At 67.2% G+C, this 22,650-nt stretch carries 17 protein-coding genes; 10 read left to right on the top strand and 7 right to left on the bottom strand.

All coding sequences use genetic code 11. The features are described 5' to 3' along the window. Window positions 1–57: 57 nt before the first annotated feature. Window positions 58–2,556 carry a glycogen/starch/alpha-glucan phosphorylase gene (locus IHV25_RS02000; protein WP_192533288.1) on the bottom strand — a complete coding sequence of 833 codons (2,499 nt, stop codon included), beginning with the start codon at window positions 2,554–2,556 and terminating at the stop codon, window positions 58–60. Between the two features lie 73 nt (window positions 2,557–2,629). After that, window positions 2,630–4,084 (bottom strand): glycogen synthase GlgA, encoded by a 1,455-nt coding sequence (gene glgA / locus IHV25_RS01995; protein ID WP_192533287.1) that lies wholly within the window; start codon window positions 4,082–4,084, stop codon window positions 2,630–2,632. A gap of 709 nt (window positions 4,085–4,793) precedes the next feature. Between glgA and glgC the strand changes: the two genes are divergently transcribed. Next, complete coding sequence (glgC, locus tag IHV25_RS01990; protein WP_192533286.1) at window positions 4,794–6,086, top strand: glucose-1-phosphate adenylyltransferase; 1,293 nt, start codon at window positions 4,794–4,796, stop codon at window positions 6,084–6,086. Next, complete coding sequence (locus IHV25_RS01985) at window positions 6,086–6,865, top strand: transporter substrate-binding domain-containing protein (RefSeq protein ID WP_192533285.1); 780 nt, start codon at window positions 6,086–6,088, stop codon at window positions 6,863–6,865. The genes glgC and IHV25_RS01985 overlap by 1 nt, the downstream gene beginning before the upstream one ends. 18 nt (window positions 6,866–6,883) lie before the next feature. Here the strand turns inward: IHV25_RS01985 and IHV25_RS01980 are convergent, their stop codons facing one another. The 4 genes from IHV25_RS01980 to IHV25_RS01965 form a co-directional block, all read right to left on the bottom strand. Further along, entirely contained in the window at window positions 6,884–7,126 is a 243-nt protein-coding gene (locus IHV25_RS01980) for an Lrp/AsnC ligand binding domain-containing protein (RefSeq protein ID WP_192533284.1), read from the bottom strand. 776 nt (window positions 7,127–7,902) lie between these two features. Next, entirely contained in the window at window positions 7,903–8,376 is a 474-nt protein-coding gene (locus IHV25_RS01975; RefSeq protein ID WP_192533283.1) for a cold-shock protein, read from the bottom strand. Between the two features lie 95 nt (window positions 8,377–8,471). Next, on the bottom strand, window positions 8,472–10,313 hold the full coding sequence (locus IHV25_RS01970) for a cyclic nucleotide-binding domain-containing protein (protein ID WP_192533282.1): 1,842 nt from the start codon (window positions 10,311–10,313) through the stop codon (window positions 8,472–8,474). Further along, window positions 10,310–10,567 carry a hypothetical protein gene (locus IHV25_RS01965; RefSeq protein ID WP_192533281.1) on the bottom strand — a complete coding sequence of 86 codons (258 nt, stop codon included), beginning with the start codon at window positions 10,565–10,567 and terminating at the stop codon, window positions 10,310–10,312. Before IHV25_RS01965 ends, IHV25_RS01970 begins: the two co-directional genes overlap by 4 nt. Window positions 10,568–10,831: 264 nt before the next feature. Between IHV25_RS01965 and IHV25_RS01960 the strand changes: the two genes are divergently transcribed. The 3 genes from IHV25_RS01960 to IHV25_RS01950 all read left to right on the top strand — a co-directional run bounded on the left by IHV25_RS01960 (window position 10,832) and on the right by IHV25_RS01950 (window position 14,107). Continuing rightward, window positions 10,832–11,374: a rubrerythrin family protein gene (locus tag IHV25_RS01960; protein WP_274605222.1), complete on the top strand. Its 543-nt coding sequence runs from the start codon at window positions 10,832–10,834 to the stop codon at window positions 11,372–11,374. Between the two features lie 1,267 nt (window positions 11,375–12,641). Further along, window positions 12,642–13,001: a hypothetical protein gene (locus tag IHV25_RS01955; RefSeq protein WP_192533279.1), complete on the top strand. Its 360-nt coding sequence runs from the start codon at window positions 12,642–12,644 to the stop codon at window positions 12,999–13,001. A 443-nt stretch (window positions 13,002–13,444) separates the two neighbouring features. Then, complete coding sequence (locus tag IHV25_RS01950) at window positions 13,445–14,107, top strand: HD domain-containing protein (RefSeq protein ID WP_192533278.1); 663 nt, start codon at window positions 13,445–13,447, stop codon at window positions 14,105–14,107. Between the two features lie 281 nt (window positions 14,108–14,388). Here the strand turns inward: IHV25_RS01950 and IHV25_RS01945 are convergent, their stop codons facing one another. Continuing rightward, window positions 14,389–16,569, bottom strand: a complete 2,181-nt coding sequence (locus IHV25_RS01945; protein ID WP_192533277.1) for a cytochrome c biogenesis protein CcdA — start codon at window positions 16,567–16,569, stop codon at window positions 14,389–14,391. Window positions 16,570–16,757: 188 nt separating this feature from the next. Here IHV25_RS01945 and IHV25_RS01940 point away from each other — a divergent pair, with 188 nt between their 5' ends. The 5 genes from IHV25_RS01940 to IHV25_RS01920 all read left to right on the top strand — a co-directional run bounded on the left by IHV25_RS01940 (window position 16,758) and on the right by IHV25_RS01920 (window position 22,561). Further along, window positions 16,758–17,342, top strand: coding sequence for a YqgE/AlgH family protein (locus IHV25_RS01940; protein WP_192533276.1), 585 nt, complete (start codon window positions 16,758–16,760; stop codon window positions 17,340–17,342). A 335-nt stretch (window positions 17,343–17,677) separates the two neighbouring features. Next, window positions 17,678–20,518, top strand: a complete 2,841-nt coding sequence (gene ileS / locus IHV25_RS01935; RefSeq protein WP_192533275.1) for an isoleucine--tRNA ligase — start codon at window positions 17,678–17,680, stop codon at window positions 20,516–20,518. A 4-nt stretch (window positions 20,519–20,522) separates the two neighbouring features. After that, entirely contained in the window at window positions 20,523–21,035 is a 513-nt protein-coding gene (gene lspA, locus IHV25_RS01930; protein WP_192533274.1) for a signal peptidase II, read from the top strand. Window positions 21,036–21,120: 85 nt separating this feature from the next. Continuing rightward, window positions 21,121–21,678, top strand: coding sequence for a DUF3035 domain-containing protein (locus tag IHV25_RS01925; protein ID WP_192533273.1), 558 nt, complete (start codon window positions 21,121–21,123; stop codon window positions 21,676–21,678). 424 nt (window positions 21,679–22,102) lie between these two features. Further along, window positions 22,103–22,561, top strand: a complete 459-nt coding sequence (locus IHV25_RS01920; RefSeq protein WP_192533272.1) for a hypothetical protein — start codon at window positions 22,103–22,105, stop codon at window positions 22,559–22,561. Window positions 22,562–22,650: the final 89 nt, after the last annotated feature.

Below are 22,650 nucleotides of genomic sequence, written 5' to 3'. Positions count from 1 at the left end.
GTCCCGTCCGGTGTGGTTTCAAGGGGTCCGGCTTTTTTTCGGACCCCCTGCGCCGCATCACTTGCAGTGCGGCGGCGGTGTCATCTGGGTCACGTCCCAGATGTCCTGGGCGTAGGTATGGATCGAGCGGTCCGACGAGAACTTGCCCATGCGCGCCACGTTGAGGATCGCCTTCTTGGCCCAGAGCTTCTGGTCACGGTAGAGCGTGTCCACGTTCTCCTGGGTTTCCATGTAGCTGCGGAAGTCCGCCAGCAGCATGAAGGCGTCCCCGCCCTGGAGAAGGTTCTCCACCAGGGGGCGGTAGCGGTCGGGTTCCTCGCAGCAGAAGAAGCCGTCCCGGACCATGTCCAGAACCTGGCGCAGCTCCGGGTCCGCGTTGTAGTAGTCCCAGGGGTTGTAGCCCTGGGCCTTGCGCGCGGCGACCTCGGCGGCGGTCAGGCCGAAGATGAAGATGTTCTCCTCGCCCACCTCCTCGCGGATCTCGATGTTTGCGCCGTCCAGGGTTCCGATGGTCAGGGCTCCGTTCAGGGCGAACTTCATGTTGCCCGTGCCCGAGGCCTCGGTGCCGGCGGTGGAGATCTGCTCGGAGAGGTCGGCCCCCGGGATCAGGATCTCGGCGGTGGAGATGTTGTAGTTGGGGACGAACGCCACCTTCAGGCTGTCGCGGGTGATGGGGTCGTGGTTCACGATCTCCGCCACGTCGTTGATCAGCCGGATGATCTTCTTGGCCATGAAGTAGCCCGGGGCCGACTTGCCCGCAAAGATCACGGTGCGCGGCAGAAGGTCACTCGACGGGTTCGCGCGCAGCCGGTTGTAGCGCGCCACGACCTGAAGGATGTTCAGAAGCTGGCGCTTGTACTCGTGAATGCGCTTGATGTGGGTGTCGAACAGGGATCCGGGGATCGCCGCCACACCGCAGCGCTGGGCGATCATGGCCGCGTTGCGCTTTTTGGCCTGGTCCTTGATCTCCATGAAGCGTTTCGAGAAGGACGCGTCCTCCGCCATGCTTTCCAGGTCGCGCAGGCGGTTGAGGTCGGTGATCCAGGCGTCGCCGATGGCCTCGCAGATCAGCTCGGCCAGGGGCGGGTTGGACTGGAGAAGCCAGCGCCGCTGGGTGACCCCGTTGGTGACGTTGACGAACTTGTTGGGATAGAAGACGTCGAACTCGGGGAAGACCCGCTCGCGCAGCAGCCGGGAGTGAAGCTCGGCCACCCCGTTGACCCGGGACGAGCCCACCACCGCCAGGTTCGCCATGCGGACCCGCTGGCGCTCGTCATCGATCAGGGACATGCGCTTCAGCTTGTCGCCGTCGCCCGGGAAGGTGCGCCGGACCTCCTGAAGGAACAGGTGGTTGATCTTGTAGATGATCTCCATGTGGCGGGGCAGCAGCGCCTGCATCATGGAGATGGGCCAGGTCTCGAGGGCCTCGGGCAGCAGGGTGTGGTTCGTGTAGGCGAAGGTGTTGCGGGTGATGCACCAGGCCTCGTCCCAGGACAGCTTGTGCTCGTCCAGGAGCAGGCGCATCATCTCGGGGATGGCCAGGGCCGGGTGGGTGTCGTTCAGCTGGATGACGATCTTTTCCGGCAGCAGGCGCAGGCTTCCCGGGTGGGTCTTGCGGAAGCGCCGGAAGATGTCCTGGAGCGAGGCGGACACGAAGAAGTATTCCTGCTTCAGGCGCAGCTCCTGGCCCATCAGGGTGGTGTCCATCGGGTACAGGACTTTCGAGAGCGTCTCCGAGACGGTCTTTTCCTTCACCGCGTCGATGTAGTTGCCCTCGTTGAAGTAGCGCAGGTCGAAGTCCTGCGTGGAGCGGGCGGACCACAGCCGCAGGGTCACGGCGATGCCGTCGCCGTAGCCGGTTTCCATGATGTCGTAGGCTTCGGCGATGACATCGGTGGTCTCGATCCAGCGGGCGCTTTCCGTGCCCAGCTCATCGTTGAAGTGCACGACCCGGCCGCCGAAACGGACCGGATAGGTGATCTCGTGGCGGACCACCTCCCAGGGGTTCCCCTCCTGGAGCCAGTTCTCGGCGTGCTCGACCTGCTGGCCGTTCTCGATGGTCTGGGAGAACATGCCGAACTCGTAGCGGATGCCGTAGCCGTAGCCCGGGTAGCCCTGGGTGGCCATGGAGTCCAGGAAGCAGGCCGCGAGGCGCCCGAGGCCGCCGTTGCCCAGGGCCGGGTCTTTCTCCTGCTCGCAGATCTCGTCCAGGTCCTGCTTGAAGCAGGCCAGGGCGGCGCGCATCTGGGGCTCGATGCGCATGTCCAGAAGGTGCTTCATCAGCCGGCGGCCGGGAAGGTACTCCATGGACAGGTAGTAGACGCGTTTCAGATCCTTGCCGTACTGGTCCCGGGCGGTGTGCATGCCACGCTCGGACAGGTGTCCGCGCATGAGGTAGGCAAGCGTCACGTACCATTCCCGCGGCGAGGCTATCTGGGGATCGACACCGACCACACGGATCATCGTGTTGACAAGCGCTGTCTTGACGTCCTCGACGTTGTCGAAGTCGAGGCATTTGCTCAGGGGGAAAAGCTCCTCCCGGATCTCATGGTTCATCCCTTGGTCTCCGTATCGATTCTGCGGGAAGTGGAGCCCCGGACCGGCCGGTGTCGAGGCACGGGCGCCCGGATCAGGTGCCGGAAGGCTCGGTCACAAGGCTCTCGTAAATGCGTATATAGTCTTTAGCGGATGCGTCCCACGAGAAGTCGCAGGCCATCCCACGCTTTCGGATATCGTGAAGCCTGGACTTATCGCTGTAAAGCGATATTGCCTGATCGATGGCCCATTCCAGCGCATCCGTCAACGCGTGGTCGAAGACGATGCCGGTTCCACCAGTCTTGTGTGTAATGGGAACCACGGAGTCCGCAAGTCCTCCCGTGTTACGCACAATGGGGACCGTCCCGTAGCGCAGGGCGTAGAGCTGGGTCAGGCCGCAGGGCTCGAACCGGGAGGGCACCAGGAGGAAGTCCGCACCAGCCTCGATGCGGTGGGCGAGCTCCTCGCTGTAGCCCACGTGGATCGACACCTTGCCCGGGTACGAGGCCGCCGCCTGGTTCAGTCCGGCCTCGAGCCAGGGCTCCCCGGCCCCAAGGACCGCAAGGGATCCGCCCTGGGCCACCAGGTGGTGGACGGCTCCCAGCAGGAAGTCGATTCCCTTCTGGTCCACCAGACGGGAGATCAGGCCGAACAGCGGGCGGTCCGGATCCATGTCCAGGCCCATGCTCCGCTGGACCTCGGCCTTGTTGAGGGCCTTGCCCTGCTCGGGAGACTCGGGGTCGATGGGGGCGACAATGTAGGGGTCGTTCTCGGGGTTCCAGACCACCGGGTCGATTCCGTTCAGGATGCCCCGGATGTCGTCGCCGCGCTCGCGCAGGAAGACATCAAGACCCAGGCCCCCCAGGGGGGTGCAGATCTCCCAGGCGTAGGTCGGGCTGACGGTCGTCACGATGCGGGAGTACTGGATCCCCGCCTTCAGGGCCGACACCAGGCCGTGGTGGGCCAGGCCGTACAGGTTCCACATGCTCTCCGGCAGGCCCAGGAGCTTCAGGACGTCCTGGCCGAACAGGCCCATGTAGTGGAGGTTGTGGATCGTGAAGACCACCGGGGGATCGCTCACGCCCCAGGCCCGGAGATAGGCGGGGACAAAGCCCGTCTGCCAGTCGTGGCAGTGGATCACATCCGGGCGCCAGTCCATCAGGTGTCCCGCGGTGCCGATGGTGGCGGCGACTTTCGACAGAAGGCCGAAGCGGTAGAAGTTGTCCGGCCAGTCCTGGCCCGGATACATCATGTAGGGACCGCCGCTTCGCTCGAACATCGGGGGGCAGTCCACCAGCCAGACCGGACAGCCGGACTCGGGCTCGAAGGCGCCCAGAAGCCGGGTCTCGCCCACGCCGAGGATGTTCCCCATGGGGATCGTCTCGCCGGTCAGCCGGGCGCGGCTCATGGCGGCAGGATAGGCGGGCAGGAGCAGCCGGGCGTCGATGCCGCGCTTGCGCAGCGCCACGGGCAGGGCGCCGCACACGTCCCCCAGTCCTCCCGTCTTGATGAACGGGTAGGCCTCCGACGTTACGAACAGTATTTTCATAACAAAATGAACTCCCTCAGATCGACGGGCTAAACTTGCCAGTTTTTCCAGGAAAAATCCACTGCCGGACCCGGAAGAAAAAATCCCCCGCTCCGGCCCGGGCTCCCGCAGCGTCGGGGCGCCCGCTGTGGCAGGGCTGGCGCGGGCAGGGGGACTGGACGGCGGAGCCGGGGCGGGTGGGGCAGGCCGGAGATGGGATGTCCGGGGGTGGGGCGGTGGTCTCGTGCGGTGATGGAGCGGGGGGTGGTGCGGTCAGGCCCGCTCTGCGTGGTCGTCCGGTCGGAAGGGGTGGGGCAGGCCGGAGGCGCCCGGGGCATGGGGCGCGCCCGGAGTGGGGGCGGCGGTCCGGTGTGGTCCGGTCCGGTTTTCACCCCCGTCCGGTCGGGAGGGGCGCCGCCGGAGCCCGCCCTGAAGATCGCCCTGGAGAGCCGCCCCCGAGGCCCATCGGGCGCTTTCCGCTTCGCCCGCCCTCTCCCCCTTGTGCCCGCACCAGGCCGAGAGGGTCCGGGGTGCCCGCCGGCACCCTGAGCCGGTTTCCGTCACCGTGTCCTCCGGTCGGGTCCGGCTCCGGATTCCGGGGAGATCCCCGTCCGGCGCGGCGCTTGAAAAGCGCCTTTCTACACCGGAAGGGTGAAAGAGCCCTTCACGGGCATGCCTGAAATCTTTATAAATAAAGAAAAACGATACCCAATCTCCGAGGAGACCCTACATGCATGGTTCGGACAGTTCGACGGCTTACAGCCTGGACGATCAACTCGACGTTAACGGTGGCCTCCGCCGCACGCTTGCGCTGGTTCTGGCCGGGGGTCGGGGCTCGCGCCTTTACGATCTCACGTCAAAGGAATCCAAACCGGCCATTCCCTTCGGCGGAAAGTACCGGATCGTGGACTTCCCGCTGTCCAACTGCATGAACTCGGGGATTCGCCGCATTGCCGTTCTGACCCAGTACCGGGCCCACACCCTGATCCACCATATCCAGCGGGGCTGGGGCTTCCTGAAGGCCGAGATTGGCGAGTTTGTGGAGCTGTGGCCTGCCCAGCAGCAGACCTCGTCGGAGACCTGGTACCAGGGAACGGCGGATGCGGTGCACCAGAACCTGGAGCTGATCCGCGGTCACGATCCGAAGTACGTGCTCATCCTGGCGGGTGACCACATCTACAAGCAGAACTACGCGAAGATGCTGGCGGACCACATCCGCTCGGGCGCCATGTGCTCGGTCGCCTGCGTCGAGGTTCCGCGGATGGAGGCCACCGGCTTCGGCTGCATCGACGTGGACGAGCACGACAACATCGTCCGCTTCCTGGAAAAGCCCAAGGATCCCCCGGGGATTCCCGGCGCCCCGGACTGGACCCTTGCCTCCATGGGAATCTACATCTTCAACGCGGACTATCTCTACAGCATCCTGGAGAAGGACGCGGCGGACGAGAACTCCAACCACGATTTCGGGGGCGACATCATTCCGTCCCAGGTGGGCAAGGTGAAGCTGATGGCCCACCGGTTCAAGAAGTCGTGCGTCTATTCCGTGGGGCGCCGCGAGCCCTACTGGCGGGACGTCGGCACCCTGGGGGCCTACTGGGCCGCCAACATGGACCTGGTGAACGTGACCCCGGCGCTCGACCTGTATGACCTGTCCTGGCCCATCTGGACCTACCAGGTCCAGCGGCCCTCGGCCAAGTTTGTGTTTGACACGGACGCGCGCCGCGGCATGGCGGTGGATTCCATTGTGTCCGCCGGGTGCATCATTTCCGGGGGCAAGATCCGGCGGACCCTTCTGTTCAACGACGTGCGGGTGAACTCGTATGCGTCGCTCTACGAGTCCGTGGTCCTGCCCGGGACCGACATCGGCCGGCACGTGAAGCTGAACCGCTGCATCGTCGACGCCGGGTGCAACATTCCCGAGGGCCTGGTGGTGGGCGAGGACCGCGAGCTGGACCAGAAGCGGTTCTTTGTGTCGGATGACGGCATCACGCTGATCACCGCCGAGCACATTGCGCGGCTCTGATGGGGAGCGGGTTCCGGAGGCTCCGTCGGGTTCTCGCCGCTGTGCTGGTGGCGGGGAGCGGGCTTGTCCTGCTCCCGGGCCCGGCGGCGGCGGAGACCCTGAGGATCGGCTCGGACGGAACCTGCGACCTGTTCCGCCTTCGGGGCTCGGCGGACAAGGGCGTTGACGTCGATGTGGTCCGGGCCCTGTGTGCCCGCATGGGGAGTACGTGCGAGCGGGTGACGCTCGGTCGCGCGGCTCTGGTCTCCGCCCTGGAGGCCGGGACGATCGATGCGGCCGTCCTGCCGGTGGAGGTCGCCCGGGATGCGGGAGACCGCCTGGCCCTGAGCGGCTCCTACTATTGCAGCAGCATCCGTTTCGTGGCGCCGAAGGGCGAGGGATCCGAGCCGGACCGCGACGGTCTGCGGGGCAAGCGTATCGGCGTGGTGCGCGATACCCTGGCCTCCGCCTGGCTGGAGGCGGCCGTCGGGGACACGGCGTCCGTGCGCTCCTACGACACCCTCGACGAGGCGCTGGGGGATCTGGCCGGGCTGCGGCTGGAGGCCGTCCTGAGCGAGTCCTGTCCCCTGAACGACTGGGTCCGCTCGCCCGCCGGGCTCCAGTTTGCCCTGAGGGGCGAGCCGGTCATGGCGTCGGGTCAGGTGGTCGTCGCCACGCGCGCGGACGATCCGCGGGGACTGGCCCCGCGCTTTGACAGCGCCTTGCAGGCGGTCGTGGCCTGCTGCCGGGTGGTGGGAGCGCCGGGCGCGCATCTGACGCCCGGCTCCTGGAGCCCGTAGCACCCGGGCCGTCCGAAATCAGGTGAAGGCGTTGAAGGCCACCATGGTGAAGGTGTCGCGCACGCCCTCCACGGTCTGGACCTTTTCCGTGACGAACCGCCCCACATCGCAGGAATTGGGAAGGTAGAACTTCGCGAGAAGATCGAACTGCCCGGAAATGCTGTCGACTTCCGAAAGCTCCTCGATGGACTCGATCATGCCGGCCGCCACGTTGTAGGCGCAGCCGAGGTCGCATTTGATCATCACGTATATCTTGCGCATGGGTCTTTCCTGGACATCCGCCCGGCGGTCCGGGCAGGGAGGGGGATCGGAGGGCGCGGGTGCGCCCCTGACCTGTATACCGGAGAGAACGGAAAATGTGGCGCGGAAATCGCACCGCAGCCTGAGGAACGGGCCCCGGGCCGGACCGGAGCGGGACGGCGCGCCCGGGTCGGGGGCCGGGCCGCGTGCAGGCGGGGGCGTTGGTCGAATGCAGGCGCCCGCGTGAGCGTCGGGGTCTCCGGAGCGTTGGGCGGGTGCGTGAGCGCTCGCCCGGGGGGCGGACGGCGGGTGCTGCTGTGCGTCGGAAGGCTTTGACCACGCGCAGGCGTGAGCCCGGACGGCCCCCGGATGCCAGTCTCCGGTCCGGGCAGCCCGTCGGGCTCGTGGGCCCGAGGAATGACCGGAGCCTCTCCCCGGCCCCGGTTGATCGGGTACCCACCAGAGTCTTCCGTAGGGGTTTTCCTGGGCTGCCTGTCGGGGCCTTGCCTCGGCGGCCTGTCGGTGTTCCCTGCCGGTGGTCTTGCCCGCGCCGCTTGTTTGGTCCCGTCAGCGGAGCCCGTCAACGGTGCCCGTGGACCGCTGCCCCGCGACGGGGCCGGGGCCGTCGGCGTCCTGCCCGGAGCGCCAAACGCAACGCCGGAAACAACGCGGGCCCGGTGACAGGGGTGTCACAGCCGGGCCCGGTTGGGAGAGGTATGGTGCAAGCCGGCCCGGGACGCCCAACCCGGCTCCCGGTGGCGGCCCGACCGGCAGCTGGCAGGCGGCCTGCCGGCAGGCTAGAGCAGGCAGACCCGCTCGGCCATGGGGCCCTTCTTGCCCTCGCGCACCTCGAGGTGCACCTTCTGGCCGGTTTCGATCATGTCCAGTCCGCTGTTCTGGAGGGTGCGCAGGGGGAGGAACACGTCCTTGCCCCCGTTGTCCGGGAGCACGAAGCCGAAGCCCTTCTCGGGGCTGAAGAACTTGACCGTTCCCTGAAGCTCGGAGAGGGAGCCGCCCAGGTCGTCCATGTACGCGCCGCCCGCGCCCGGGGAGGCCACCTCGACGGAATGGATCTCGGCGACCTGGAGACCTTTTTGCGAGGGCTCGAGATCACAGATTATGACGGACCCGTCCGGCAGGGTCTCGTACCCCGCACGCTGCAGTACAGAGACATGAAGGAACGCGTCCGGATCTCCCTCATGGATCCGAACGAAGCCGAACCCCTTGGTCTGATTGAACCATTTCAACGTTACCGTCATGTTCTTGTGCATCTTCCAGGCTCCTCCGTCGACAAAGACAAGACAATCTAGTCTTTGTGATAGCCCAGGAATTTCGGGTCGCCAAGGGGGAACAAGACCTTTTTGTGTCAACTTTGCGTCGAACCGGAGCTAGAACCCGGTGTTTCTTTCTCTTTTTCCGTTTCCGGGGCAAGGGCCTTCCGGTCGCCCGACGCCCACTCCGGCTCGAGACGCCGGTGAACCGGGGTACTTTTTTCGAGAAACTCCTCGACTCGCCTAAGATTGTTTTCTGCGACGGATGCACCTTTCTCGGCATTCATCATCCGGTAGACGCCAAGAGACGCCTGGAACGCCTCGCGGGCGTCCTCCAGGGTGGCGCGCTCCCCCGTGTTGCGCCCCAGAAGGAACAGGGACGAGCCCAGGGTGTTCTGGGCCGCGGCCCAGGCGAGGGGCACGGTGTCCAGGGTCCGGACCTCCAGAACCTGCTGGGACAGGTCCACCGCCCGCTTCAGCAGCGAGATGGCCTTGACCTCGTCCCCGTACACCTGGAGCACCTGGGACAGCAGGTTCACGATCTCGGCCCACTTGGCCGGGAACTCCTTGCGCGAATAGACCTGAAGGGCGTTTTGCAGGGAGTCCACGCATTCCTTGAACAGGTCCGAGCCGTCCAGAAGGGCGCGCCGGTACAGAACCTCGCCCAGGCGGTAGTGCAGCTTGGCCCAGTCCCGCGGCGTGTCGCGGCGGATGATGCCCTCGAGCGCGGTGCGGTAGGCCTCGGCGGCTTCCGTCAGCGGCGCCGGATCCCCGGTGCGCTCGCCCACGGACTGGAGCACCACACCGATGGACCGGTTCAGGAGGGCCCACTCCAGGTCCGCGTCCCGGGGCAGGGTCTCCAGCGCGGTGCGGTAGGCCTCCAGCGCCTGGTCGAACCACTCGGCGCCATCGGTCATGTGCCCGGCTGTGGCGGCCGCGTTTCCGAAGCTCTCCAGAATGGCGGCCTTTTCCGCGCCGGAGAAGAAGTCCGGCGGGCTCAGGCCCAGGGACTGGGCGTCGGCCACCAGAGGCGGCAGGATGGCGTCCAGGGTCTGGGACTGGAGCTCGCTGCGGGGCTCGATGGCCGCAAGGGTGGTGGCGCACAGGAGCGGCTCCCAGTCCGCCTCGAACCCGGTGGGCAGCCCCAGCCAGGACAGGAGGGAGGGCGCGCCCGGGCGTTCCTCGTCCCGCTCGCTGAAGGTGGCGAAGTGAAGCTCCAGCAGGTCGGCGTCCGTGTCCACCAGGCCCCAGATGACCACGTCGGCGTTCTCGCGCTCCAGCATCCGGTGGGCGACGCGCCCCGCCTGGGTGAGAACCGTCAGGAGATTGCCCTCGGACGAGACCTCCACCGCATCGTTGAGCAGGACCACCTCCACGCCGGGAAGGGTCAGGAAGGCGCCCTCCACCAGGATGCGCTGGCTGTCCTCGTCGTCGTTCAGGAAAATGGCGATGGCCACCTTGAGGGAGCGGGGGATCTCGGCCAGGGCCCCGCTGTCGGTGCGGCGGCGGCGGAACAGGTTCCGGAACCAGGACGCCATGCGCCGGGTGGCGGAGACCCCGGTGGCCCGGGTGTGGGGCTCGGGTGCGGGGCGGACAAGCCGTTCGGTCAGGACCGCGATCCGGCGGGCGAAGTGTCCGGCCAGGCGCAGGGTGATGTCCGGCTCCCGGCGCACCCGGTCCATCAGCGCAGCCCGGTCCAGCTCATCGAATTCCACCCGTGTTTCCGCTATCGCCGTCACAGAATAGACCCCGTTTCTCAAAAGCCCCGCCTCGCCTGCCAGGTCTCCCGGTCCAAGGAAATCAATGTCAACAAGGCCCTCGGGGCTGTCCTTTTTCAGGACCACCCGGCCCGAAACGATAAAAAACGCGGAGATCGCGGGCTCGCCCTCGTGGAACAGGGCGTCGCCGGGTTCGATGACCTGCGTCGGAGCCGTCACGCCGGGCGGTCCCCGCGGGCTGATTTCTCGCGCAGGACGCGGTCCCGGTAGACCCGGGCCACCCGCGGCGTGCCGCCCCGGGTCCAGGTGGCCTCGACGAAGCGGCCGCCCTCGTCGTCCTCGCTCATCTCCAGGGCCAGGCTGCCGTCCTCAAGAGCCCGGGCGAGATCCTCGCTCTCGGCCTCGAAGGCCTGGGCCAGCATGGTGAAAAGTGTGGTGATCGGATCCTGGGAGGAGGCGGAAGGATCGGACATGTCCGTCATGGTCTCTGGCCCTGATGTCGTGGGAGGTGCGCACCGCGCGGTGCGGGAAAATACAGCCGATATGATGGACGTCTTGGGCGTTCTTGGCAAGGGCCGCAAGCCCCGGGTTGAGCACCGGCGCCATTATCACCGGGACAGGATTTGGCTTTTCCCGTATAGTTCGGGCAGGCACAAGCCATGTCTTCGCAAGTGCCTGTCAGGAGTTCTGGAGACCTTCAAAACACAGCGAGGCTGTCCATGTCCAATGTAAATCCGATGACCGCGGACTTTTTGCGCAATGCCTATGGGGGAGAGTCCATGGCCCACATGCGCTACCTGATCTGGGGTGACCACGCCGCCCGGAACGGCTTTCCCAACATCGGGCGCCTGTTCGAGGCAATTGCCCATGCCGAGCAGATCCACGCGACCAATCACTTCCGCGCGCTGCGGGATCTGACCGGCGGAGCGTCCGTCTGCGCGGGGGGAGAGTTCGGCCTCAAGTCCGTGGTCGAAAATCTTGACTGGGCCATCGAGGGGGAACTGGGGGAAGTCAACCAGATGTACCCCGTGTACCTGCAGGCCGCCGAGCTTCAGGGAGAGAAGGAGGCGGTCCGCTCGTTCCGCTATGCCCTCGAGGCCGAGAAGATCCATGCGGCCCTCTTCGAGGAGGCCCGGGGGCTCGCGGCCAACTCCCGGGACATGGCCCTTGGCGAGGACAAGATCCTCATCTGCCCGGTGTGCGGGTTCACCCATATCGGCGCCCATCCGGAGCCGTGTCCCATCTGCAACGTCAAGGCCAGCCTGTTCGTGGGCTTCTGATCGCGCGACACCGGGCACCGCCGGCCGGCGACGCCGCGCCCTGTTCCCGACCGGGGGGCAGGGCGACCGGGCCCGCCGGTCCGCGGTTCCCCGGCGGGGTGTCCTCGCGTTGGCGGTGCATGCCGGCGCCGTCGCGTCCTCGCGGTGCCGTCGCCCCCTCAGAGTGCCGGGGCGTCCTCGCGGTGCCGGGGAGTTTTCGCGGTGCCGCATCCCCCCGCATCGCCAGTGTGCCGCGCCCCATCCCCTACTGCCTTATGCGTCCGCCGCCGCCTGCCGGTGTCCTCCCGTTGACGGTGCGGGCCCGGATTGCCCGGGCGTTGCCGGATCCCGCCATGCCCGCTGTCCCAGGTGTCGGTTTCCGCCTGCCGGTGCGTTCCCATGTCGCCAGGGCGCATCCCACCACCCCCGCGTTTTCGTGCGTCCGCCGTTGGCCCGCCCCGCCAGTCCCGCCGTCGTGCATGCCTGTCGTCGCAGTCGGCCGGTGCCTTCCCACTCTATATCGTCCGTTCTTGTGGCGCCCGTTCCTGTCGCCTTCCGGGGGTGGCGGTGGCGCTGTATCCCTGCGACCGTATCGGGGTCTTTCGACCGGACCCGGAACACGGGAGGCGCGGGCCCGTCCCTGTCCCGTCCCGGTGTCCCCCGGGCCGCTCTCCCGCGGCTCTCCGGCGGGGAGGCTGCTTTGCCCCGTACGGGCTCCCGGATGGCGTTTTTTGGCAAAAACATCCGTTCGGATGTAGACTGTACAGGCAGTGCAGTCCAAGGGTTGCTTTCTCGCTCTGGTTTCAGTCTGCACGCCAGGCGAGCTTTTGTTGTGGTTATATTCCAGAAAATTCCCTAAGAACAAGATTTGTAAATATTTTTTTATCAGGCTCTTGTTATTGATCCGGGTCTTGCCCAGATATCAACCGGTTACCGACTTTCATTCCGAGTCGAGACGGAGTCGTCCTGTTTTTCGGCGTTCGGCCCGATCCGGGGAGCCTTTTGCGGTTCCTGGATACCGCATAATTCGCGCAAGGCGATAAGATTCTGCGCGGTCTCTCGCGCGGTGGTTACAAATGCGTACCGCGTCACCGATTTCATTGGCTTGTTAAAACTAAAGGCTTAATACTTCCTTTCGGAACAGGTTCCCGGGGACATGATTTTTCGGGCCCGCAGAACCTCAATGTCAAATCATAAGCGCCTTTCCCAGGGGAGAGACAGTGTACAGACGCGCTCAGAACATTCGTTTCCAGCGTCGGAACGGCAATGCTTTAATTGGGAGGCTATCATGATTGGCAATAGCCCGGCCAGTTCGGTACAGCGACTGCTATTCAGGATGATTGGTGCCTACAAGTCCGCGGATCAGGCGTCGGACAGTGGGGATTTTGTCCAGAACATTCACCTCTCGCGCACCATCGCCGAGCAGCTTCGTGAGGCTGCGGCGGAGGGAGCCGCGGGAGCCCCACACGGTCTCGAGGAATTCCTGGAGGCCGTCTCCCGGACGACGCGCAAGGGGCAGACCCCCGAGGACCGCGAGCTTCTCGGGCTTGCCGACTGGGCACACCGGCTTTACGAGGACTGCAAGGGCTGTGAGAAGCGGTCCGTTGCGCCGAAAGTCGAGGAGAGCTCGACCATCGCCGCCGAGTAGGCCGGGTGTGAGGGCCCTGCGCCCGGTCCGGCCAGCAGAACCATCCTGCAACACGCCCCGAACCCCTTGGTTTCGGGAGATGCGTTCCGATCCGCCATCCAGGTCTCCCGGATGGCGGTTCCTTTTTGGGCCGTGTCTGTGACGGCGCCTCTGACGGCCTGTTTGTAGCCCGTGTCGTCTCCGGCGTTTGGCGGCGCGGGCCGTGCCGTCTCCGGGGTTTGGGGGCTCGGCCCGCGTCGTCTTCGGGTGGTTGGGGGCACGGGTCGTGAGGTTCCCGTTTGAGCCCATGCCGCCTCCGTCCTTATGATGCCTCCGCCCTAATGGCGCCACATATACAGCCTCCGCGTTCAGGCCCGGGGTTCCTCCCCGTTCCCGCCCCGTGCCCCGTGCTCCCGGGAACTGAGGTTTTGCGCATCGCTGCGTTCGCGGCTATAACCGTTCTCATGGCACCCAGAACACCCCCAGCTCTTGACCCGGAAACCGGGCGACGGTTCGAGACCCAGGCTCCCCGGACCTGGCAGCGGATGCTGTCGGGGCGTCGGCTCAACCTGATCGAGCCCTCGCCGGTGGACATCGAAATCGAGGACATCGCCCTGTCCCTGTCGCGCAACACGCGCTGGAACGGGCAGACCCTCGGGGAGTACGGCTGGTCGGTTGCCCAGCACTCCCTTCTGGTGCTTCGGATCGTGCGGCTTCTGGAAAAGCGTCCCGACCCGGTGCTGCTGATGACGGCTCTTCTCCACGATGCCTCCGAGTACGTGACCCACGACATCATCACGCCCCTGAAGACGGTTCTGGGCCAGCCGTTCCTGGAAATCGAGGACCGGGTGACCTGCGCCGTCTATGTCCGGTTCGGTCTGCCGGCCCGTCCGGCCGCGGCGGTCTGGAAAACGGTCAAGCGGGCGGATCTCATGGCGGCCGCCACCGAGGCGGTCCAGCTGGCCGGGTTTTCCGAGAGCGAGCTGGTCCCCATCCTGGGGATCCGGGAGAAGCCCCTGGCCGGGATGGAGCTTGTGCCCCAGCCTCCGGCCGAGGTAGCCCGGTGTTTTCTCGACGAGTTCGGACGCCTCGAGCACGCCCTGCGCCTGATGAAGGGCCCCGGCTGAACGCGCACGCCGGGGGACTGCAGGTGAGCGGGCCCCCTGTGGGGCGCACTGTGTTGGTGGTGCTGGGTCCGGTCGCGGGCAGGTGAGCGGGCCCCCTGTGGGGCGCACTGTGTTGGTGGTGCTGGGTCCGGTCGCGGCATGCGCCCCGGGCCTGCGGTGGCCCGAGGGGATCCGTGTCTCGACAGGGCCGGGGCCCCGGTGCCCCGGGAGCAGGATCCTGTGGTCTCGGGCCCCCGGGATCTCGGGTCTCCAGGATCTCGGGCCCGCCGGGCGCGCCGGGGTCAGGGCCGGCCGCCGCTCTCCGCCCGGTCGATCGCGTCCATCACGTTTTTCTCGGTCAGCAGTTCGGGCAGGGGGATGCCCTGGGGCGCGCCGGGGCCGTACACCGCGTTGAACGGGATGCCGTACCGTCCGAACCGGGCCAGGTACTCGGAAATGGCCGGGTCGGGTTTGGTCCAGTCCGCGCGCAGGGCCCGGATGCGACGGGTGTTGATGGCGGTCTCCACCGCGCCCCGCTCCAGGACGGCGGCCTTGTTGACCTGGCAGGTGACGCACCAGTCGGCGGTCACGTCCACCAGAACCACCTCGCCTTGCGCCAGAAGGGTCTTGAGGGCGTTGTCCGAGAACGGACGCCATTCGGTGGTCTTCGCCCGGGTGTCCTGCCCCGGGGGAGCGAAGCCCCAGCCCAGGAGGCTCCGGCCCGTCTGGGCGATGCCGTACACCAGGAGAAAGGCGCACACCACGGTGGACAGCCTCACCAGGGGGTGGCTGTCCCGGAAGGCCCACAGGCACAGCAGCACGGACACCAGGAACGACCCCAGGGTTACGGTCCAGCCCAGCCCCACCAGGGCGTTGAGGACGAACAGCAGCCAGGCCGTTGTGGCAAACAGGGCCACGCCGAGCACCGCCCTCAGCCAGAGCATCCACGGTCCGGGCTTCGGCAGGAAACCGGTCATGGAGGGCTTCAGGCCCAGAAGCAGGTAGGGCAGGGCCATGCCCACCCCCAGCAGCCCGAAGATGACGAGCGTCTGGCCCGGTCCGCTGGACAGGGCGAAGCCGATGGCGGTCCCCAGGAAGGGGGCCGAGCACGGGGTGGCCATCAGGGTGGCGAAGGCGCCGGTGGCGAAGGCTCCGGCCAGCGGCGAGCGTCCCTTTCCGGCACCCGCGCCCGCGCCCAGGCGTCCGGCAAGGGCGGGCACCGGGATCTCGAACAGGCCCCACAGGTTGGCGGTGAACAGGGTCAGCACCAGGGCCATGCCCGCGAGAAAGATCGGATGCTGGAACTGGATCCCCCATCCGGCCGCCGCACCCGCCGCCTTCAGCCCGATGGCGAGGACGGCAAGGAGCAGGAACGAGAACACAATCCCCGCGCTGGTGGCCAGGAACGAGCGGCGTGCGGCCGTCCGGTCTTGCCCGGCATGGGTCAGAACCCCCAGGATCTTGAGGGAGAGAACCGGCAGGACGCAGGGCATCAGGTTGAGGATGAAGCCTCCCAGAAGGGCCGTTCCCGCGATCAGGAGCAGTCCCAGCAGCCCGCCGGTGCGCTCCGGCTGGCTGGCGGCGGGGGCACCAGCCCGGCCCAGGGCGTGGAAGTCCGGCGGAGCGGCGTCCACCGGGATGGCCTCCGTGTCCGTGTGAACCGGGGTCTCCACACCGCGCGGGCCGTCGGTGACCAGCGCATCAAGGGTCACGTCCTCGAGGGTCAGATCCCCGTAGCGGCGGGCGCGGATCACGGCCTCGGTGGCGTCCGCGTTGACCAGGATGGACGGCGGCTCGAAGGTCAGGGCGGCGGGGGAATCGAGAAACAGGTCCGGCGCGCTCAGCGGCGTTGCGGAGCGCACCCGGATGCGGACCACGCCGCCGGGCTCGATCACGGCCTCGGTGATCGTGAGCCCGTGGGAGGATCCGGTTCCCGGAACCAGCGCCATGGCGCGGGCCAGGCTCTGGGCCTGGGCCGAGGGCTCGGGCGCGGTGCTGCCCTTGCGTCCGGGCGGGATGACCAGGTGCAGCCGGGCATTGCGGGGCACGCACTGGATGTCATTGCAGGTGAGGTAGTCCAGCGCCAGGGACAGGTCCAGGGCCTTCGCGGGATCCGGGATCGTGGCCACCACCGGCAGGATGACATGGCCCTCGTAGCCCGCCGTCTCCATGCCCGCGAACGAGAAGCGCCGGGGCACGGGCCACAGAACCCGGGCGTCGGCGAGGTTTTTCGAGCCACTCCAGTCGAACTCCGGGGGGAGCCCCGCGTCTCCGGGGTCGCGCCAGTAGATGTTCCAGCCCGGTTTCAGGTCGAACTCGACTCCCAGCAGCGAGTCGGTCTGGGCGCCCAGGGTCCGGGTGGCGGCGGTCAGCCGGACCCGGGCTTCCGGCGAGTCGGACCACGCGGAGGCGGAATCGGAGTCGGCGGCCGCCAGCCCGGTGGCGGGCAGCGAGACAAGGAGCCCCGCGAGGAGAATCAGCACGGCAGACACGAGCCCAAGACCCGCGGGCCCCCGGTTTCTGCACGCCAAGATTGCCGTTTTGCCGCCTGGGCTCTCCCGGGTGGGTCTGGTGTCCTGCATCACATCCCTCTGTCTTGTTTTGAAGGCATGCATTATATTAGCCTGTAAATCTTAATTGTTCCCGCTCAATAGATGCTGTCTGGCCACACATGATCACAAAGACTTCCACGCAGACACTGGACGGTTATCTGACCGGGCAGTGCCTTGTTGCGATGCCGGGAATGGGAGACCCCCGCTTTGAGGGGGCCGTTGTCTATCTCTGTTCGCACTCGGCTGACGGGGCCATGGGTCTGGTGATCAACAAGACCTTCGAGGATATAACCTTTCCCGAGATGATGGACCAGCTCGGCATTGCCCTGTCTGCGTCGTGCAAGCCCATCCAGATCCAACTGGGCGGTCCGGTGGAGACCGGCCGGGGGTTTGTCCTGCACACCCTTGACTATCACAATCCCGGAACCCTCTCGGTTGATGACGTGGCGGCCCTGACCGTGACCCTGGACGTCCTGCGGGCGATTGCCAGCGGCGAGGGGCCCCGGCAGCTGATCATGGCGCTGGGCTATGCGGGCTGGAGTGCAGGCCAGCTGGACAGCGAGATCCGGGACAACGTCTGGCTTACGGTTCCGGCGGACCATGATCTTCTGTTCGATCTGCCGCTGGAGGACCGCTATCTCGCGGCCATGGCGCGGATCGGGGTGCACCCCCACGTCCTGTCGGAGCACGCGGGCCACGCCTGATGGCGCCGTACGCGCCCCGTTCCGGGTGCCGTGCGCATCCCGTCCCGGGCCCGGTGCGCCTTGCGTAAACTCTCCCGGGTGCTTCCGCTCGCAAACCCTGCCGGGCGCTGCGCGCGTCCCGTCCCGGGTCCGGTGCGTCCTGAGCCAGCCGTCCTGATCGCCGTGCGCCCACGCTGCCCCCGGCACCCTCCCCGGGGTCGGCCTTCCGCGCGCTCCCGCTGGCGCCGCCGTGCTTTCGTGTTGAAGCGCGGTGGCATTGGCTGTATTGAGATACGCTCCCCTCGCGTGCCTTCCCGCGCGCGTTATCCTTTGCTTTTTTGCGGGACCCATTTGTTATGAGCGCAGATTACAAGTCGACGGTGTTCCTTCCGAAGACATCGTTTCCCATGAAGGCCGGTCTTCCCCAGAAGGAGCCCGAGCTCCTGGCACGCTGGGAGGCAATGGACCTGTACACCCGCCTGCGCCACCAGTCCCGCGACCGGGAGCGCTTTGTGCTCCACGACGGTCCGCCGTACGCCAACGCCCACCTGCACAACGGGCACGCCCTGAACAAGATCCTGAAGGACGTGATCAACCGCTTCCAGCAGATGTCGGGCAAGGACGCGAACTACGTCCCCGGCTGGGACTGCCACGGCCTGCCCATCGAGTGGAAGATCGAGGAAGAGTACCGCAAGAAGGGCCAGAACAAGGACCAGGTCGACATCGTCGACTTCCGCCGGGAGTGCCGGGCCTTCGCCGAGCACTGGATCGACATCCAGCGCGAGGAGTTCAAGCGCCTGGGCGTTCTGGGCGACTGGAAGGATCCGTACATCACCATGTCCTTTGCGGCCGAGTCCCGGATCCTGAGGGAGATGGGCCGCTTCCTGATGGATGGCAGCCTGTACCGGGGCGCGCGCCCCGTCCTGTGGTCCGTGGCCGAGAAGACCGCCCTGGCGGACGCCGAGGTCGAGTACCACGACCTGACCTCCACCACGATCTGGATCCGCTTCCCGGTCATCGCGCCCTCGCAGCCGGCGCTGGAGGGGGCCTCGGTGGTGATCTGGACCACCACGCCCTGGACCATGCCCGGAAACCGCGCCGTGGCCTACGGCGAGGACATGGACTACGTGCTTTTCCGGGTGGACGAGGTCGCCGAGGGCTCCCTTGCGGTGCCCGGCGAGCGTCTGGTGGTCGGGCGCAAGTTGCTCGAGGACGTCCTGAAGCAGGCGGGCATCACGGCCCACACCGAGGAAGCCTCGTTCCGCGGGCGTGACCTGGCCGGGACGGTGGCCCGCCACCCCTGGCGCGGCCGCGGCTATGACTTCGACGTGCCGCTTCTGGCGGGATCCTTCGTCACCGACGACAGCGGTACGGGCTTTGTGCACATTGCCCCCGGCCACGGCGAGGACGACTACGTTCTGGGCCGGGCCAACGGCCTGCCCGTGCCCGATACGGTGGACGGCAGCGGCAACTACGTGGACAGCGTGCCCCTGTTTGCCGGGCGCAACGTCTTCAAGGTGGCTCCCGAGATCCTGGAGGCCATGCGCGAGGTGGGCGCCCTTCTGGCCCACGGCACCCTGGTGCACAGCTACCCCCATTCCTGGCGCTCCAAGGCTCCGCTCATCTTCCGCAACACGCCCCAGTGGTTCATCTCCATGGAGACGCTGGGCCTGCGGGACAAGGCGCTGGAGGCGATCGACGCCACCCGCTGGGTGCCCGAGCGCTCGAAAAACCGGATCCGCTCCATGGTGGAGGCCCGCCCGGACTGGTGCATCTCGCGCCAGCGCATGTGGGGTGTTCCGCTCGCGATCTTCCTTCACAAGGAGACGCTCGAGCCCCTGCGCGACCAGGGCGTTATCGACCGCATCGCCGAGGCCTTCGAGAAAGAGGGCGGCGACGCCTGGTTCACCGGCGATCCGAAGCGCTTCCTGGGCCCCGAGCATGACCCGGATCTCTACGAGCCGGTGCGCGACATCATCGAGGTCTGGTTTGACTCCGGCTCGACCCACGCCTTCGTTCTGGAGCAGCGCGACGACCTGAAGTGGCCCGCGGACCTGTACCTCGAGGGCTCGGACCAGCACCGCGGCTGGTTCCACACCTCCCTGCTGGAGGCGGTGGGCACCCGCGGCCGCGCGCCCTACGACGCGGTCCTGACCCACGGCTTCCTGCTGGACGAGAAGGGCGAGAAGTTCTCCAAGTCCAAGGGCAACGCGGAAAGCCCCCAGAAGGCGGTGGACTCGGTCGGTGCCGACGTGCTGCGCCTGTGGGTGGTCTCCAGCGACTACATGAACGACATCCGCTACGGGCCCGAAATCCTCAAGCAGGCCACCGAGAGCTATCGCCGCCTGCGCAACACCCTGCGCTTCCTTCTTGGGGCGCTGGACGGCTTCACCGCCGAGGAGCGGATCGCCAACCCCGACGCCCTGCCCGAGCTGGAGCGCTGGGTGCTCCACCGCCTGTCCGAGCTGGACGAGACCGTCCGCCGCAGCGGGGCCGCCCTGGACTTCCACGAGGCCTTCCAGGAGCTTCAGTCCTTCTGCACCCTGGACCTGTCCGCGTTCTACCTGGACATCCGCAAGGACGTTCTCTACTGCGACGGCGTGGACTCCGCGCGTCGCCGGGCCTGTCGCACGGTCATGGACCGGGTGTTCCATCACCTGGTGTCCTGGCTTGCGCCCTTCGTGTGCTTCACCGCCGAGGAGGCGTGGCTGGCCCGTCATCCGGAGACGGACGGCTCCATCCACATGGAGACCTTCCCCGAGGTTCCCGAGGGCTGGCGCAACGAGGCCCTGGCCGGGCGCTGGGAGGCCATCCGGCGTGTCCGCCGCGTGGTGACCGGGGCTCTGGAGCGGGCGCGGGCGGACCGGATGATTGGCTCGTCCCTCCAGGCCCGTGTGGACCTGTACCTGCCGCAGACGCTGGCGGACGGCCTTCAGGGGCTGGACCTGGCGGACCTGTTCATCGTCTCGGGCGTGGCCCTGCACGAGGGGGCGGCGGCGCCCGGGGAGGCTTTCCGTCTCGAGGACGTGGAGGGCGTTGCGGTGGTCGTCGAGGTGGCGCCCGGCGAGAAGTGCGAGCGCTGCTGGAAGGTTCTTCCGGACGTGGGCACCAACGGCTACGACGGCCTGTGCGGACGCTGCAGCGATGTGATCGCCAGCGGCTCGTACCCGGCGTCTGCCCCCGCGGACGGGGGCTGAGGCCATGAGCCCGGTTCGGGATCCGGATACGGGGGCGCCGCGGCGTCCCCTTCTCTGGGGAGGGCTTCTCGCCCTTCTGGTGATTGCGGCTGACCAGGCCTCCAAGGTCTGGATCGCGTTCGAGCTGATGAACCCGCCCCGGACCATCGAGATCACCGGGTTCTTCAATCTGGTGCTGGTCTACAACACCGGCGTCAGCTTCGGGCTGTTCAGCAATGGCAGCCCCTGGTCCGTCTACGCGCTGGCGGGGCTGGCCCTGCTTGTGTGCGTGGCGCTTCTGTGGTGGCTCCGGCGGGTCGAGACCCGGGCCCAGATGCTGGCCCTGGGCCTGATCGTGGGCGGGGCCTTCGGCAACGTGGTGGACCGTCTCGTGTATGGTGCTGTGGTGGACTTCCTCGATGTCCACGCCTTTGGCCACCACTGGCCGGCCTTCAACGTGGCCGACTCGGCGATCTGTGTCGGTGCGGCATTTCTGGTGTATGATGCGTTCTTCGCCCGCAAAACCCGGGACACCTGAACCGTCGGTCAGGTTTTCTTGCCATGTGGGCCCAGGATGATTTAGCTTTGCAGGTGCTTTCCGAAACGGTTTGTCAGGGGCTGTCATGACCGGACTGTCGAGTCGAATTGTATGCGTGATACTGGGCGTGGTCCTGGCGGGGTCCATGAGCGCCTGCGCCAACCCGAAAAAGTCGCTGGGTCTTGAGCGTGATGTCCCCGACGAGTACTCGGTGGTCCCTCGCGCGCCCCTTGCGCTGCCGCCGGATTTCGCCATGCGCCCGCCCAAGCCCGGCGCGCCCCGCCCCCAGGAGGTGTCCTCCCGCGATCACGCCCGGTCGCTGGTGACCGGCTCCCGCGGGGATCACCGGGACACGGCGTCCAGCGGGGAAACCTCGTTCATGCGTCTTGCCGGGACCAACCGGGCCGATCCGGATATCCGGTTCATCGTCAACCGCGAGTCCTCCATCCTGGCCGAGGAAAGCCGGTCCTTCACCGATCGCCTGGTGTTCTGGCGCAAGGCCGAGGAGCCCGGCACGGCTGTGGATCCGGAAGCCGAGGCGCGGCGTATTCGGGAGAACCAGGCGCTGGGCCGTCCGGCCACCGAGGGACGCACCCCGGTGATCGAGCGCAAGCAGCGCGGTCTGCTGGAAGGCATTCTCTGACCGGGGCCTGACCCCGCGGGCGAGACGTCCCGGCCGAGCGTCCTTTTGGCCGGGCCCGGGCCCTGGCTTCACGATCGAGCCTGGCCGGGCCCGGGCGTTCGCCACACGATGCCGCCACATGATGGCGCCACACGATGCCCGGGCGTTCGCCATACGGTGCCGCTACACGATTTTCGGCGGGCCAGCCGGTGCCTCGCCCCAAAAGGCCCTCCCGGTCTGGCCGGGCCCATGGTCCCGGCATTCGAGCCGCCGGAAGATCCCGCCCCCTGATCCGGACACAGGATCCCGGAGGGGGCGACCCGGGCCCCCGCCACAAAAGCTCCTCCCGGCGGGGCCCCCTGAGTTGGTCTTGCATCCCCGGCCCGGGGGTTCTCCCCGTGACGCCCCCAAGGGGGATGCGCTGCGCAGAAGGACCGGTACGCCCATGGCCTTGTCCCCTCGATCCCTTCAGCCTCTTCCCGGCCTGTGTGTGGCCGGGCTTGCCGGGCTTGCCGGATTTCTGGTGCGCACCTTCATCGTGGAGCCCGAGTCCGTGGGCGCCGCGTGCTTCATTCCTCCGGCCGATCCCCTTCTTGCCGCCGGCTGCGCCGCCCGGGCGGCATTCGTGTCTGTCGTCTGGTGGGGAGGCGCCGGCATCCCGGCCCTTGCGGTGGCGGTCCTGACCGCCCTTCTGGCCTGGCGGAACCGGGGTATGGCGGTCTCCATGGCCATGCTGACCATGATGCTGGGGGGCTTCGGGGCGGCGCTGTACCGCCCGGCCCTGTCGTGCATGGCCCTGGTGTGTGCGCTGGTGGTTCTGACGGAAATGCGCGACCGGCTGCCCCGCCATCCTGCGGGCCGCTCACGGTCCCCGTCTGTGGCCCCGTCTGCCCGGACGTCCTGACCGCGCCCGTCACGCGGGTTTCCTGCCCGGATCCTGACCGCACCCGTCAGGCCGGTTTCCTGTCCGGTGCGTCCTCGTCCGCGACCGCT

Origin of the sequence: Phaeovibrio sulfidiphilus, assembly GCF_014861485.1 — a bacterium.
Lineage (GTDB): Bacteria > Pseudomonadota > Alphaproteobacteria > Rhodospirillales > Rhodospirillaceae > Phaeovibrio > Phaeovibrio sulfidiphilus.
Note: the sequence above shows the minus strand (reverse complement) of the source record. Positions and strands in the feature narration are given on the sequence as shown.